General features: G+C 67.3%; 12 protein-coding genes and 1 pseudogene. 3 read left to right on the forward strand and 10 right to left on the reverse strand.

Annotated elements, in window-relative coordinates; genetic code table 11:
* Both ACTIF2_RS02990 and ACTIF2_RS02995 read right to left on the reverse strand, forming a co-directional pair.
* Positions 1 to 245, reverse strand: a 245-nt coding sequence (locus ACTIF2_RS02990; RefSeq protein ID WP_439495529.1) for a Zn-ribbon domain-containing OB-fold protein, incomplete at its 3' end; no start/stop codon positions are given.
* A gap of 10 nt (positions 246 to 255) precedes the next feature.
* On the reverse strand, positions 256 to 1,353 hold the full coding sequence (locus ACTIF2_RS02995) for a thiolase C-terminal domain-containing protein (RefSeq protein WP_439495530.1): 1,098 nt from the start codon (positions 1,351 to 1,353) through the stop codon (positions 256 to 258).
* A gap of 263 nt (positions 1,354 to 1,616) precedes the next feature.
* Here ACTIF2_RS02995 and ACTIF2_RS03000 point away from each other — a divergent pair, with 263 nt between their 5' ends.
* Positions 1,617 to 2,519: a LysR substrate-binding domain-containing protein gene (locus ACTIF2_RS03000; RefSeq protein WP_439495531.1), complete on the forward strand. Its 903-nt coding sequence runs from the start codon at positions 1,617 to 1,619 to the stop codon at positions 2,517 to 2,519.
* A 275-nt stretch (positions 2,520 to 2,794) separates the two neighbouring features.
* On the opposite strand, the gene ACTIF2_RS03005 is transcribed toward ACTIF2_RS03000, so the two are convergent.
* From ACTIF2_RS03005 to ACTIF2_RS03035, 7 genes are all read right to left on the reverse strand, one after another.
* Positions 2,795 to 4,171: an LLM class flavin-dependent oxidoreductase gene (locus tag ACTIF2_RS03005; RefSeq protein WP_439495532.1), complete on the reverse strand. Its 1,377-nt coding sequence runs from the start codon at positions 4,169 to 4,171 to the stop codon at positions 2,795 to 2,797.
* Positions 4,168 to 5,868 carry a dipeptide ABC transporter ATP-binding protein gene (locus ACTIF2_RS03010; RefSeq protein ID WP_439495533.1) on the reverse strand — a complete coding sequence of 567 codons (1,701 nt, stop codon included), beginning with the start codon at positions 5,866 to 5,868 and terminating at the stop codon, positions 4,168 to 4,170. Before ACTIF2_RS03010 ends, ACTIF2_RS03005 begins: the two co-directional genes overlap by 4 nt.
* A complete protein-coding gene (locus ACTIF2_RS03015; RefSeq protein ID WP_439495534.1) occupies positions 5,865 to 6,746 on the reverse strand; it encodes an ABC transporter permease in 882 nt (293 codons plus the stop codon). Before ACTIF2_RS03015 ends, ACTIF2_RS03010 begins: the two co-directional genes overlap by 4 nt.
* On the reverse strand, positions 6,743 to 7,735 hold the full coding sequence (locus ACTIF2_RS03020) for an ABC transporter permease (protein WP_439495535.1): 993 nt from the start codon (positions 7,733 to 7,735) through the stop codon (positions 6,743 to 6,745). The genes ACTIF2_RS03015 and ACTIF2_RS03020 overlap by 4 nt, the downstream gene beginning before the upstream one ends.
* Positions 7,732 to 9,324, reverse strand: a complete 1,593-nt coding sequence (locus tag ACTIF2_RS03025) for an ABC transporter substrate-binding protein (protein ID WP_439495536.1) — start codon at positions 9,322 to 9,324, stop codon at positions 7,732 to 7,734. Before ACTIF2_RS03025 ends, ACTIF2_RS03020 begins: the two co-directional genes overlap by 4 nt.
* Positions 9,325 to 9,874: 550 nt before the next feature.
* Positions 9,875 to 11,131 carry a YeeE/YedE family protein gene (locus ACTIF2_RS03030; RefSeq protein WP_439495537.1) on the reverse strand — a complete coding sequence of 419 codons (1,257 nt, stop codon included), beginning with the start codon at positions 11,129 to 11,131 and terminating at the stop codon, positions 9,875 to 9,877.
* Positions 11,132 to 11,153: 22 nt separating this feature from the next.
* The gene (locus ACTIF2_RS03035; protein WP_439495538.1) at positions 11,154 to 12,089 is read right to left on the reverse strand and encodes a sulfurtransferase; all 936 of its coding nucleotides are present in this window, start codon (positions 12,087 to 12,089) and stop codon (positions 11,154 to 11,156) included.
* 457 nt (positions 12,090 to 12,546) lie between these two features.
* On the opposite strand from ACTIF2_RS03035, the gene ACTIF2_RS03040 reads away from it, so the two are divergent.
* Both ACTIF2_RS03040 and ACTIF2_RS03045 read left to right on the forward strand, forming a co-directional pair.
* Positions 12,547 to 13,665, forward strand: coding sequence for an MBL fold metallo-hydrolase (locus ACTIF2_RS03040; RefSeq protein WP_439495539.1), 1,119 nt, complete (start codon positions 12,547 to 12,549; stop codon positions 13,663 to 13,665).
* An 88-nt stretch (positions 13,666 to 13,753) separates the two neighbouring features.
* A complete protein-coding gene (locus tag ACTIF2_RS03045; RefSeq protein ID WP_439495605.1) occupies positions 13,754 to 14,335 on the forward strand; it encodes an SCO family protein in 582 nt (193 codons plus the stop codon).
* A gap of 198 nt (positions 14,336 to 14,533) precedes the next feature.
* Here the strand turns inward: ACTIF2_RS03045 and ACTIF2_RS03050 are convergent.
* Positions 14,534 to 14,683 (reverse strand): annotated as a pseudogene (locus ACTIF2_RS03050) (LysR family transcriptional regulator); the annotation flags it as partial.
* Positions 14,684 to 14,763 lie beyond the last annotated feature (80 nt).

A 14,763-nucleotide genomic window follows, 5' to 3' on the forward strand; every position in this document is an offset into this window, starting at 1 on the left:
CAGGTGTAGGGCGCAGCGACCGGCCCGTTGCCGCGATGGATCGTCGAGAACGAAAAGACGCTGCCCCGGCCGCTGGCCTCGACCCATTCGGGCGTGACGCCCGGCGCATGGATCGAATGGGCGCGCGGATACCACTGGTAGCGCAAGGTCGCCGGGCAGCGCTGGATCATCAGCTTCCCGGCCCGGGCGCCGGCCCAGAACGGATCCGAGGTCGTGTCGGTGACGGGCAAGGTCGGCGCGGTCATGGGGCGAAACCTAGATCGTGAGGATTGCGGTGGCGGCCGCGCAGAACGTCCCGCCCAACCCGTGCACGAGCGCGACTTCGGCGTCCGGCACCTGAACGCCCGGCCCCTCGCCGCGCAGCTGCCGCACGCCTTCGATCAGGGTGAAGATGCCGCGCTTGCCGGGGTGGTTCGACGACAAGCCGCCGCCATCCGTATTGCAGGGAAGGCGCCCGCCGATCGACAGGTGGCCGTCCTCGACGAAGCCGCCGCTCTCGCCCTTCGCGCAGAACCCCAGATCCTCGAGCGCCAGCATGGGCGTGATCGTGAAGGCGTCGTAGAGCTGGGCGACGTCGATATCGTCGTGACCGAGGCCGGCCATGGCGAAGGCACGCGGCCCCGAGATCGCAGCGGGCGTGGCGAGATCGAGGTCGATCTGGCTGAGCTGCGTCCGCGCGGCGGCGCTGCCGAAACCGGCGAGCTGCACCGGCCTGGAACGGCAATCGCGCGCCCGCTCGCGGCTGGTCATGACGATCGCCCCGCCGCCATCGGTCACGACGCAGCAATCGAGCTTGTTCAACGGCGAGGCGATCACCGGTGAAGCGAGCACGTCCTCGATACCGAGCGGCGTGCGGAAGCGGGCATCGGGATTGTTCGCGGCATGCTGCCGGAAGGTGACAGCGACCTTGGCCATTTGCTCGCGGGTCGTGCCGTAGAGCGCCATGTGCCGCTGGGCGAACATCGCATAGGCGGAGATCAGCGTCGGCCCGAAGGGCAGCTCGAACTGGCCGGGACCGGCCGGCAGGACGAAAGGATCGAAGGAGGGCGTGTTCAGCGGCCACCAGCGCGGGCAGGAGGCATAGCTGATCACCACCACCTCGGCGAGCCCGCTGGCGATGGCGGCGGCGGCGTGGCCGGCATGGACGATATAGGAGCACCCGCCGACATCGGTGCTGTCGAAATAGGTCGGCGTGATCCCGGCATATTCGGCGAATTCGGTCAGGCTGCTGACCCCGCCGCCTTCGGCCCAGTCGCCGGCGGCGACGCATAGTCCATCGACATCCGACAGCTTGAGACCGGCATCGGCGAGGGCGCCCGTCACGCACTCCATCTGCAGGGCGAACGGATGCATGCGGGGCGCCTGTCGACGCGGTGACTCATAGGCTCCGACGATCGAGGCCTTGTTCGAAATGGTCGTTGCCACCCGGTTCTCCCCCGCAGACCGTGAAAGCCTACGTCCCTTCATTTTCCTGTCACAAGCAGTTAGAAGCGTCGGGATTGGTGCTTCAGACCCACCGATTGAAGCTCACGCCGGATCCGTCGCGCGACCTATCGGCTGCCCTCGCGAGATCGCGAATGTCGGCGGAGCGGACGGCCCTATTGGTTGGACCAGCCATGCGCCGCCGCCTTCCTCCGCTGCTCGCCCTGCGCGCCTTCGAGACATTCGGCCGAGCGGGAAGCGTCCGGGCCGCGGCGGACGAGCTTGCCGTCTCCCACACCGTGGTGTCGCGGCACATCCAAAATCTGGAGTACTCGATCGGGATCAAGCTCGTTCAGAAATCCGGCCGCGGCCTGGCGTTGACGCGCGAGGGAAAGCGTTATGCGGCGCAGATGCGCCATGCTCTCGATCTCATTGCCGATGCCACCGGCGAGCTGTGGAGCGGCAGCAGCGACGCCCTGCATATCTGCTGCATGGCGGGGCTGGCCTCCAGGCGGCTGCTCGCCCGCCTGCCGGAGATCGAGCGCTTCCCCGGTGGCCGCGAAATCATCCTGGAGCCGACCTCGTCGCGTCCCGATTTCAATCGCGACGACGTGGACGCCGAGATCAACTATCTGGAAAATCCGAGCTTCCCGGCCGAGCTGCGCGGCGAGATCTTCTACCGCCCCAGGATCGTGGCTGCGGCGAGTCCATCCTTCAAGAAGGAGCACCCGGAAGCAACCGCTGTGCAGGATCTGGTCAAGCTGCCGCTCATCCACGAGCGGAACACACGCCAGTGGGAGAACTGGCTCGAGCATGCCGGGCTGACGGACATCCCGCGTCTGCGCGGGCCGAAGCTGTGGCACGGCCATATGACCGTCGAAGCGGCGCTGATGGGGCACGGCATCGCGCTGGTCAGCGATCTGATGGCGGGCGAACTCCTGGCGCGCGGGGAGCTGGTCGAGATGGTGCCGGCAGATGTCCAGCTCGGCGGCTATTATTTTGTCACGCTGGCGCGTCGCTGGAACGATCCTGCGATCGCGGGGTTGCGGAACTGGCTGCACCAGACCTTTCCCCAACCCGGCGCCAGCAGCGAGTGATGCACCGAACCGCTGCAAATTTCGCACTGGTCACGCAGGCCCGCGACAGCTTTCGCTCGGCGAGGGTCTAGGGCAGGACGCGAAAAAGCGGAAACCGGCTTTTCGCATCGATCCTGCTCTAACTTATTGGTGAGAGACGGATTCAGACTTCAGTTGGAACCGCAAGCGATTCCAACTGAAGTCATCCGGCTCACTGGCCTCCGCCCTCACTGCCTGGTTCAAGGAAGTCCGAGGGCGGACCGGGTGCTGCCACACGCACGCCCCAAGGATCGTCCTCATTCCGCTGCGAGGCGCCGGCTGAAGGCGCCGCGGTAGCGTGCGGCCGGATGGCGCTCGTTCAGCGTGTCGCGGCCGAACAGCTTCTGGCGCAGCGTGCCCTTGGCGTATTCCCGTTTCGCCAGCCCGCGCTCCTGGAGGACCGGCAGCAGGTACTCGGCGAACTCCCAATAGGAGCCGGGGATCGTCCAGTTGATCAGGTTGATGCCGTCGACACCCGCTTCCTGCCAGCGCAGCAGCTCGTCGGCGATCTGCTCAGGTGTGCCGACGAAGCGTGGATGGCGCTTGGCGACGAGGCGGCCGAGATCGCCGACCGTGGGCTCGCGGCCGGGCTCGCGCTTGCGCAGCCAGTCGATATGGCTGCGGCCGCCATTGGTCTCGATGTCCTTCAACAACGTGTCGGGCGGCAGCGGCCGGCCGTCATCCTGCGAGACGCCCAGATTCGAATGCGCCAGGAAGCCGTCGACGCTGACATATTGGTCGAGTTCGGCCTCCTTGCGCCGCGCCTCCTCCTCGGTGCTGCCGATGACGAAGGCGAACCCTTGGAAGAACTTGATGTCGTCGCGGCGCCGGCCGGCCCGCTCGGCGAGGTCGCGGGTTTCCGAGATCAGCTCTTTGGCCGCGGCGGGGTTGGGCGTCGAGATGAACTGCGCCTCGGCATTGCGCGCGGCGAAGGCGCGTCCGGCCGGCGAGGAGCCCGCCTGGAACAGAAGCGGCGTGCGCTGCGGCGAGGGCGAGGGCAGATGCGGGCCCTCGACGCGGTAGCGCTTGCCGACATGGTGGATCTTGTGGATGCGGCTATGGTCCGAGAAGATTCCGCGTTCCCGGTCCTTCAGCAGGGCACCGTCATCCCACGAGCCCTCCCAGAGCTTGTAGACGACCTCGAGATATTCGTCGGCCCATTCATAGCGCTCGTCATGCTCGGTCAGGCGGTCGAAGCCGAAATTGCGCGCCGCATTCTCCTGCGTCGAGGTCACGATGTTCCAGGCGATCCGGCCCTTGCTGATATGGTCGAGCGTCGAGGCGCGCCGCGCGAACTCGAAGGGATGGGCCTGCAGGACCGAGCTGGTGAAGGCGAGGCCGAGATGCTCGGTATGGACCGCAAGCGCCGAGAGCAGGACGGAGGGGTCGTTGCTCGGGATCTGCAGGCCCTCGCGGACATTGACCGAGTAGTCGCCGCCGACCGGCCCGTAGAGCCCGACGACATCGGCGAAGAAGGCGGCGTCGAACAGCCCGGCTTCGAGCGTCTTGGCCAGCTCGATCCAGACATCGATATCGTTGAAATCGGCCTGGCGCGCCTCGGGATGGCGCCAGAGCCCGTGCTGGATATGCGAGCCGGTATTCATCACGAAGGCGTTGAACAGCAGCGCGGTCATGCGGCGTCTCCTTTATGGGTTGCGGATGTCGTGCGCAGGCGCGGGACGGCGGCGACGAGCCGCTGCGTGTAGGGCGCCTTTGGACGCAAGAAGACCTCGTCGGCCTCGCCGCTCTCGACGACCTTGCCCTGGCTCATCACCAGCACGCGGTCGCTGAGATGATGGACGACGCCGAGATCGTGGGAGATGAACAGGTAGCTGACGCCGAGCTCGGCCTTGAGATCGCCGAGCAGGTCGAGCACCTGCGCCTGGATCGAGACGTCGAGTGCCGAGACCGGCTCGTCGCAGACGATGATCTGCGGCCGCGGCGCGATGGCGCGGGCGATGGCGACGCGCTGGCGCTGCCCCCCGGAGAGTTCGAGCGGCCGGCGATGGCGGAAGCTGGCCGGCAGGCCGACGAGGTCGAACAGCTCGGTGATCCGCGCTTCGCGCCGCAGCTCGTCCGCGCCGAGCGCGTCGCCGATAATGCGCTCGACGGTCCAGCGCGGATCGAAGGAGCTGAGCGGGTCCTGGTAGATCACCGAAATGGCGCGCCGCCGCGACCGCCTCAGCGCTTCCGGGATGGCGCTCCAGGGCTGCCCGAGAAGCGTGACGTCTCCGGCATCCGGCGTCTCCAACGCCAGCGCCATGCGCGCCACGGTCGATTTGCCGGAGCCGGATTCGCCGACCACGCCAAGCGTCTCGCCGGCCCGGAGCTCGAATGACACATCGTCGACCACGGTGCGCAGGCGCCTGTCCGGCCCGAGGAAACGCTTCACCAGGCCGTTCGCACGCAGCAGCGGGCTGGCCGGGCCGGTCTCCGGAATGCGCTGGTCCGCCGCGCTCGGCGAGAAACGGGCGGCGGAGGCGGGGGCGAGCCGGGCGCCGCGCGAGTGGACGGAGGGAATCGCCGCGACCAGCTTGCGCGTATAGTCATGGCGCGGATCGCTGAAGATCTGCTCGGCCGGCCCGCGCTCGACGACCTCGCCATGGCGCATGACCAGAACCTCGTCGGCCATGCGCGAGACCACCGCGAGATCGTGGCTGATCAGGATCAGCGCCTTGCCGCGGGCGCGCGTCTCTTCGAGCAGCGCCAGGATCTGGGCCTGCACCGTGACGTCGAGCGCGGTCGTCGGCTCATCGGCGATCAGCAGGCTCGGATCGAGCGCCAGCGCCGCCGCGATCAGGGCGCGCTGGCGCTGGCCGCCCGACAATTCATGGGGAAGCTGGCGCGCCTTGACCGCGGGATCGGGCACGCCGACGAGCTTCAGCAATTCGATGACGCGCTCGGTCAGCTCGGCGCGGGGGCCGGCTTCGCCATGAAGCTGCGGGCCTTCGGCGATCTCGCGGCCGACAGGGCGCAACGGGTCGAGCGAGACCAGCGCATCCTGCAGGACGAAGCCGATCTCCTTGCCGCGCAGCCGGCGCCACGCGCCGTCATCGAGCCCGCGAAGCTCGCGACCGGCGAAGGCGAGACCCTGCGCGCTGACCCGGGCGCGGCGGCCGGCGAGCCCGACCAATGCCCGCGCCGTGACGCTCTTGCCCGAGCCGGATTCGCCGACGATGGCCAGGCAACGCCCTGCCGACAGGGAGAAGGAGACGCCGCGCACCACATCGGGAGCCGGCTCAGGACCGAAGGCGACGCGTAAGCCAGCGACATCGAGCAGGCTGTTGCCGGTTGCGAAATCCGCCGAGGGAGCGACGGCGAGCGCACTCATGACGCCTGCACCTTGCCTTCGAGACGGTCCTGCAAATGCCGGCCGATGACCGTGACGGAGAGCGCGAAGGTGACGATGGCGAGGCCCGGCATCACCTCGAGCCACCAGGCGCGGGCGATGTAGTTGCGCCCGGCATCAAGCAGAGCGCCCCATTCCGGCGAGGGCGGCGCGACGCCGAGGCCGAGGAAGGCGAGGCCCGACGCCCAGATGATCGCCTGGCCGACGCCGAGCGTCAGCATGGCCACGAGCGGGCGCATCGCATTCGGGAAGATGTGCTGCCGGACGATGCGGCCGAACGGATGGCCCAGCGCCTTCGCCGCCTCGACGTAAGGAGCACCGCGCACGGCCAGCACCTGCCCGCGGATCATCCGCGCATAGCCTGGCGCCGTGCCGATGCCGACGGCGACGATCTGGGTCGTCACCGTCGTGCCGAAGACGGTGACGAAGAGCAGGGCCAGGAACAGCGTCGGAAAGGCGAAGAGCGTATCGAGCAGGCGGCTGATCGCGCCGTCGACGAGGCGGCCGGACAGACCTGCCGTGACCCCGAGCAGGATCGCGAGCGTCATGCTCAGCACCGTCGCGCCGACGCCGATCGTCAGCGACTGGCCGGCGCCCTTGACCACCCGCGAATACAGGTCGCGCCCGGCCTGGTCGGTGCCGAAGAGATGCGCCAGCGAGGGCGGCTGCAAGGTCGCGTTCAGGTCGACCTTGAAGGCACTATGCGTTTGCAGCAGCTCAGGCGCCACGGCCGCGAGCAGGAAGACGAAGACGACGGCGCCGGCGGCATAGACACGCAGCGGGACGCTGCCGCTGAGCGTCAAGGCACCGCGCAACAGCGGCGGGGCGAGGTCTCGGGAGGTCAGGACGGAGCTGCTCATGCCAGTTTGATCCTCGGGTCGATGATCGAATAGGTGCGGTCGACGAGGATGCTCGCGACGACGTAGATGGCGGCCGACAGGATGATGATCCCGGTGACGAGCGGGATGTCGCGGGCCGAGGTCGCGCTGACGAGGATGCCGCCGAGCCCCTGCCGCGCGAACACCGCCTCGATCAGCACGGCACCGGAGAAGAGCTTGCCGATCGCCCAGCCCGAGAGGCTGATGCCGGGCAGCACGGCATGGCGCAGGGCATGCCTGAGCCTGACCCCGAGATCGCTCATGCCGCGCATCCGGGCCGAGGTGACGAAGGGCTGCTCGAGCACCCGCGTGAACTCGTCCTGGAGCGCCTGGCCGAGAAAGCCGGAGAGCGGCAGCGCCAGCGACAGGGTCGGCAGCACGAGACCGATCAGGCTGTTCCGTCCCTCGACCGGGAAGATCCGGAGCTGCACCGCGAAGACCACCAGCAGGATCGTGCCGATCCAGTAGGGCGGCAGGGTCGCCAGCACGACCTGGGTTCCGGTCGCCAGCCGCGACCAGCGATTATCGCGGCCGGCGGCCAGGATCGTGACGGCGATGGCGATGACCCAGGCGACGGCGAGCGCCGAGAAGGCGAGCGCCACCGTCGGCCAGATCTGCGCCGCGATGATCTCAGTGACCGGTTTGTGCTGCTGGTAGGAGATGCCGAGGTCGCCGCGCGCCAGGCCGGCGATGTAGCCGGCATATTGCGCGATCAACGGCTGGTCGAAGCCGTATTTGGCGTTGACCGCGTCGAGCTCGGCCGGCGTCGCAGTGACGATGTTGCCGGCGGCGAGGTTGATGATCAGCTGGGCCCGGTCGCCCGGCAGCAGCGATTGCACCAGGAAGGTGAAGGTCGCCGCCGCCCAGAGGACCGCGACACCGGCCACGAGGCGTCGCGCCAGCCAGGCGAAGGAACGGCGCGCGCCGGCAAGGCGCGGCTCGGCCCCGAGGGTTCGGGTCGCCGCGCTCATTTGACGAAATAGGCGTCGTGGAAGACGGGCTCGCCGACGGCGCCGGAGATCCAGACATCCTTGAGCTTCGGGCTCGAGGCGAGCGAGACCGGCAGCGGGATGAAGCCGATCACGGCGGCGCTGTCGACGAGGATGCCTTGGGCTTCCTGATAGAGCGCCTTGCGCCTGGCGTCGTCGAAGGTCTGGTCCGCTTCCTGGATCAGCGCCCAGAGCTTGGGGTCCTGGAAGCGCGAGGCGTTGTTGACGTTGCGGGCCGAGCCGACATCGGGCTTCCACGAGATCTGGAAGACCTCGGCCGAGGAGGCGGTCCAATAGGCCGGCTGGATCTCGTAGTCGCGCGGGCCGCGATTCTTGCCGGCATACCATTCGGCCTGCGTCGTCGGCCGCAGCACGACGTCGAAGCCGACCTCGCGCGCCTGTTCCTGGATGATCTGCAGCGCCTGGGCGGCGTCCGCCGTCAGGTGCGAGCCGGCACCATAGGTGATGCGGACCGTGAGCGGCTTGCCGTCCTTCAGGCGCACGCCGCGGTCGTCGCGCGTCGTCCAGCCGGCTTCGTCGAGAAGCTTCTCGGCCTTCGCCGGATCATAGGGATAGCTGCCGGCGAGGTCCGTCGCATAGTCGGGCGCGCTCTGGGCGAGCGCGCCGTTGCCCTCGAAGGGGACTGCGCCATGGAAGGTGACCTCGACGGCCTTCTTGCGATCGGAGGCGTGGGCGAAGGCGCGCCTGACCCGGATATCGTCGAACGGGGCGAACTCGGTATTGAGCTGCAGGCGTTGCGGCGTCCCGCCGGTGATGTGGCGGATGACGGTGAAGCGCTTGTTCGCCTCTTCCCAGTTCACGGCCGGGACGTCGTAGATCACGTCGGATTCGCCGGTGACGAGCGAGCCATAACGGACCGTGGGCTCCTTCAGGAACTTCCAGGCCAGCCCGTCGACATAGGCCGGTCCCTGATGCTTCGCGGTCGAGGGCGCCGAGTTGTAGTTCGGGTTGCGCCTGAAGACGACGTCCTGGCCGCGATTCCATTTCTCGATAATGAAGGGGCCGGAGCCGACCGGCTGCTCGCAATTGACCTGTGCGCCACGCGCCAGCGCCGTTGGCGAAAGGATGCCATGGGTGGCATGCGACAGGACGGTCAGGAAGGGCTGGTAGGGCCGCTTGAGCTGAACCTTCACGGTCAGAGGCCCGGTCGCCTCGGCCGACTGGAAATGCTCCTTGAAATAGAGCGTCGCGGCATTGTTGCGCTTGTCGGGATCGACATCGAGCCAGAGGTTGAAATTGTCGACGATGGCCTTGGCGTCGAGTGGCGTGCCGTCGGTGAACTTCACCTCCGGCTTGATCTCGAAGACATAGGTCTTCTTGTCGTCCGAGATCGTCCAGGACGTCGCCAGCCAGGGCCGGATGGTGCCGTCGTTCGTCCGCGTGACCAGGCCGTCGCTGAACTGGCGCTGCAGGTACCATTGCTGGATCCACGAGCCATAGAGGCAAGGTGGCTCCTGCGCGTGGCCATATTGGATGATGCCGCCGCGCGGAGGTTCCTGCGCCGTCGCGGGGCCCGCGAAGGCGGCGAGCGCCGCCGTTGCGGCGAGCACGTGTCGCAGTCCGCGGCCTGTGGCGGCGAATTTCGGAATTGATGGAATTGCGGACAAGAGAACCTCCGGGTAGCTGGCTGGTGCAGCGGCAAGACGGTGGATGGTTGCTGTGCTGTGTCCGCGCCACCACGCACGGGTCAGCGGAGCGCCTGGCTCAGGCGCACGGCTTCGCCGCCGCCCTGGCGGCGCTGCCTCAGCAGTCAAAAATGAGAAAAGGCCGGGCTGTTAAGACGGCGGCGCGAAGAGTGGATGCGTCAACACTTCCGCGGTGAAGCTGTCAGCAGGGCAACTGCAAAAGCAGAAAGATCAGCCATCGATGCAACTCCAAGGGCAGGACCACGAGTGCATCGTGGCGCTTTTAGCTTTGTTCACGCGGTGCAAGCTGCTCCAGCAAATCCCGCGATTGGCCCAATCCAATGCTGGGCCGATGCTCTGATATTTCTTGATGACAGCTCGAACGTCAATGAAACGTCTTTTCAAAGATTGCGCGGATGGCGGTATTTCCGCCTCGCTTCGCCGCCTCAGACGATAGGTTTTCGCGCGGCGGAGCTCAGGCCGGCAGCCCGAGGCGCCGCCCGAGCTTGAGCGTCGCCGTCGTGCCGACGAGCAGGGCGAGCGCAAAGACCCAGCCTGAAACCGCCCCGGCCGAAATGCCGGAAAGCAGAGTGCCGACCGTGCAGCCGAGCCCGATCACCGTGCCCCAGCCGAGCAGGACGCCACCGGCCAGGCCGCGCAGGATCTGGCCCGGGCTCGGCCAGCGCGGGCGGAACTCGCCGGCGATCAGGGCTGCGGCCAACGACGCCGCGACCAGCCCGGCGATGAAGAGGCCGTTGGGCGTGAGCAGCGCATCGCGGATGATGGTGGCGCAGCCGCGGAAACTGTCGAGCCCCTCCAGCCGGGTCGGTAGGGCGTCGAGATTGGCGGCGAGCTGGCGCGAGCGCGAGGCGAGCTCGGCCGTGACGCCGAGCGGGCTCAGCCTCAGATAGGCGGCGACACCGATCAGCCCGACGGCGAGCCCGCCGAGCCAAGCCGGCCAGCGCTGCTGGAAGATCGCGGCGAGAGGCGATGACTGCGTTGGCGCAGCGGCGGCAGCGGGCGGATGGGAGCGCAGCAGCGCGTAGGCAATGGCGGCGAGAACGGCCAGTCCCGCGAGCAGCGCCCCGGCATAGCCGAGATGGCGCGGCAGCCAGAGCACGGGCGCATCCGCGATGCTCCAGAGATAGAGCTCGTTCCAGCTCAGGAAGCCGAGCCAGAAGCCCAGCCCGGTGCCGATCAGCGCAAAGGGCGAGGTCGGCGAGCCTTCGCCCAGCCGGTAGAGATGGGCGCTGATGCAGGAGCCCGAGATCGCCATGCCGGCGCCGAAGGCGAGGCCGGCGAGGATCAGCGCCGGCCCGACGGGGCCGATATGGGCGGTCGGCGGCAAGCGCGTGCCGGAGGGGTCGGGCAGCCAGGCGCCGTAGATCAGGGTATAGCCGACGAGCCCGACCGCGAGCGCGGTCAGGATGCCGAGCAGGCCGCGTGGATCGCGCCGGTCGAGCCAATCGCGCCAGATGCAGAGGAAGCAGAAGCGCGAACGCTGCAGCACGAAGCCGAAGCCGGCGCCGAGGATGAGCGAGAGCTGCAATTGCGGCGCCGGATCGCCATAGGCGCCGACATAATGGATCGCGCCGGCGAGACCGAGAATGACGGCCGTCGCCACCACCAGGCGGGCCGGAGGCGGGGCCGGGGGAGCCACGGCTCCGCCGGCGACTGCGGCTTCGCGCGCCCGATGATAATCGAGCGCGCCGCTATCGTCCGAGATACTCATGGCCTGCGTCTGGCTGCGCGGCTCACTTGCCGCCCCAGACCGTGCCGGCGGGATTGCTGATCGGCAGGCCGACGGCGTTGCCGTATTCGGTCCAGGAGCCGTCATAATTGGCGACCTGGTAGCCGAGCAGGCGCGACAGGATGAACCAGGTATGGCTCGAACGCTCGCCGATGCGGCAGGTGGTGATCACCGGCTTCGAGCCGTCGATCCCGACCTCGGCATAGACCTTCTTCAGCTCCTCGACCGGCTTGATCGTGCCGTCGGCCTGGTTGACCGCGCGCGCCCAGGCGACATTGACCGAGCCTGGGATATGGCCGGCCCGCAGCGCCAGTTCCTGGAAGCCCGCCGGCGCGATGATCTTGCCGGAGAACTCGTCGGGCGAGCGGATGTCGAGGATGCGCGCATCGGACTTCTTCTCGACGACGCTGACCACGTCGGCGAGGCGGGCCCGCAGCTTGCGGTTGGGCTCGGCCACGGTGAAGCTCGAGGCTTTGACCGGCACCGGGCTCGTGGCCACCGGACGCTTCTCCAGCTCCCATTTCTTGCGGCCGCCATCGACCAGCTTCACGTTGTCGCGCAGGCCGTAGATGTCGAACACCCAAGCGCCCCAGGCGGCGAACCAGTTGTTGCTGTCGCCGTAGAGGACGACCGTCGTGTCCTTGTCGATGCCGAGCTTGCGCGCCAGCGCCTGGAACTTCTCGGGGCTGGCGATGTCGCGCGCCACCGTGTCGACGAGGTCCGTGTGCCAGACGACGTTCTGTGCGCCCGGGATATGACCGCGCTCATAGAGGCCGGGCTCGACGCTGACCTCGACGATGCGCAGCTTGGGATCGTGCAGGTTTTTCTCCAACCATTCGGTCGTGACCAGGGCGCCTGAATCGGCGAGCGCGGCGCCGCCGAGAAGCAGGGTCGCGGCCAGCGCCGACAGGCCATGGCGGAGCAAAGACAGGGCGGACATCGAGGTCTCCTTGCAAGCCGGCGGTCAGCACAGAGGCGATCGCCGACGATGAGTGCGGGATCGCCATAGTTTCGCCCGCCGCGAGGCAAGAGAAGCCGAACAGGATTTTTTTGTTGGGGCGTCGCAAAGAAGAACGCAGTCGTAGATCTTAAGTAGAAGGAGAACATTCCCCTTTCGCTCGCTCATTCGGCTCGGCAGAACCGGTACCGAAGGGCGGCCCTCCCAAGTTAGTCGGTTCGCTTTGTTCCGGAGGCACTAGGTCATCAGGATGCAGCGACCCCGCGTTCTGGGGTCGCCAGCGACCGCGCCGCATCGGAAACAGCGTTCTCCAGAACGGCGCCCTGGGCGCTGAATTCTGCTGATCGCATTCAAAACAAAGGAAAATATCGCTTCGCCGACGGCGCTACATTCTGGTGGGCGACCCTCTGGTCGCCGTCGCCACTCGGAGTGCCAGGATATGGTTGAGTCGATCGCCCGACGCAGTTTCTTGAAAGCATCCGCCGCGCTCGCGGCGAGTGCGGCGACCGGCTTCTCCTGTGTCGAGATCGCGAGCGCCGCACCGATCCAGGTGCCGACCGTCGATCGGCTCGCCATGCGGGTCCTGATCGATTCCGCGCATGACCAGTTCCTCAAGCCGAGCACCGTCCAGGGCGTGCAGCATCAGCCGCCCGGTTCCGGCCGCGGCGCGGATTATCGCCAGGTGCTGCACAACCAATGGGGCCTTTCCCTCTTCCTGGAGTCGCAGCAAGGCTCCGATGCGCGGACGATCCTGCTCGATTTCGGCTATAGCCCCGACGCGCTTCTCAACAATATCGGCATCCTCAAGGTCGATCCGACGAAGATCGACGCGCTGATCGTCAGCCATGGCCATCACGACCATTATGGCGGCCTGCAGGGCTTTCTCGGAAAGTATCGGGAGGCTCTCGCGCCTGACCTGAAGCTCTATGCCGGCGGCGAGGACAATTTCTGCCATCGGGTCAGCCCGACCGCGGTGCAGGGCCAGTTCACCGATTTCGGCCAGCTCGACCGGCGCGAGCTGAACTCGCAGAAGGTGACCACCGTGCTCTGCGAGACGCCGACCGTCGTCGCGGGGCACGCTTTCACGACCGGGCAGATCAAGCGCCGCTCGATCGAGCGCATCCTGCCCAACACCTTCGTCGAGCGCGGCATCAAGGACGGGCTGGGCTGCGACGCCAGCCATTACAGCCCGGCGGAACTGCAGGGAAAGATCATTCCCGACGAGCATGTCCACGAGCACGCGACCTGCTTCAACATCAAGGGCAAGGGCCTGGTGGTGATCAGTTCCTGCGGCCATGTCGGGATCGTCAATTCGGTGCGGCAGGCGCAGGAGGTCTCGGGTGTCGACAAGGTGCACGCCATCGTCGGCGGCTTCCATCTCGGCCCCGCGCCCAAGGACTACCTCCAGCAGGTCGTCGCCGAGATCGGCAAGCTCAAGCCCGACGTGGTCATCCCGATGCATTGCAGCGGGCTCAACTTTGCCCTCGAAGCTCAGGCGCAACTGCCCGAGAACGTCATCGTGCCGACCACCGGCAGCCGGCTGATCTTCGGAGCCTGATCAGGTGCTGGCGCACGGGATATCGCCGGCGAGACATGCCGTCCGGCGCGCCGCCCTGCTGGTCCTGGCCGCGCTGGCCTTCGTCTTCCTGTTCGCCATCGTCTGGTCCGGACCATCGCGGGCCCAGGAAACCGGCAAGAGACGCTCGGCGGCCGAGCTGATGGACGTCCTGATGTGGAACCGCGAGCCGGTCGGCGGGCCCTTCATCCTGACCGACCAGACTGGCCGACAGCGCACCGACACCGGTTTCCGCGGCAAGCTGGTGCTGGTCTATTTCGGCTTCACCTTCTGCCCGGACATCTGCCCCACCGATCTCCAGGAAATCGCCCGCGCCATCGACAAGCTCGGCCCCGCCGGGGAGCAGATCCAGCCGATCTTCATCACGCTCGATCCCGAGCGCGACACGGCCGAGCACCTGGCGGGCTATGTCCCTCTCTTCCATCCGCGGCTCATCGGGCTCACCGGCAGCGCCCAGGCCGTGCGCCAGGCGGCGGACGCCTATAAGGTGTTCTACGAGAAGGTCGAGACCGGCAAGGGCGAGTACACCGTCGATCACACGGCCTATGTCTATCTGATGGACCGTTCCGGCCGGTATCTCGGCTTCTTCCCGCCCAATACCTCGGCTGAGCGCATGCTGACGATCATCCGGCCGCATCTGGATATGCCGTAAGTGAGGCAGGTGCCTCATGGTCCCGAACTCAATCCCGATCTTGATGCCGCCCGGGTGCGTCTACCCCATTCGCCTAAGGCCTGCTTGTCGACGGGATCAGCGACGGTATCGCAGCGCCTCGACCAGCAATGCGAAAGCCGGCGTCGGCTGGCGGCGGCTTGGATAGTAGAGATGATAGCCGGAGAACGCTCAAGGCATCAGTTCTCTCTGGATTTCGGCGAGCCGCGGGCCGACCGCATGAACGAGGCGCTCTCCGGCCTCGGTCGGCGCGACGCGCCGCGTTGTGCGGGTGAGCAGGCGCAGGCCCAGCCGCGCTTCGAGGACGCGGATGGTCTGGCTTAGCGCGTCACCGGCTGCCGCGAACGACCATATCGCCACGCAACCTCGCGAGTACGAGCGGCAAGATTTATGCCCCTCATCGATAGATG

This window comes from Allobosea sp., assembly GCF_051860145.1.
GTDB lineage: Bacteria > Pseudomonadota > Alphaproteobacteria > Rhizobiales > Beijerinckiaceae > Allobosea.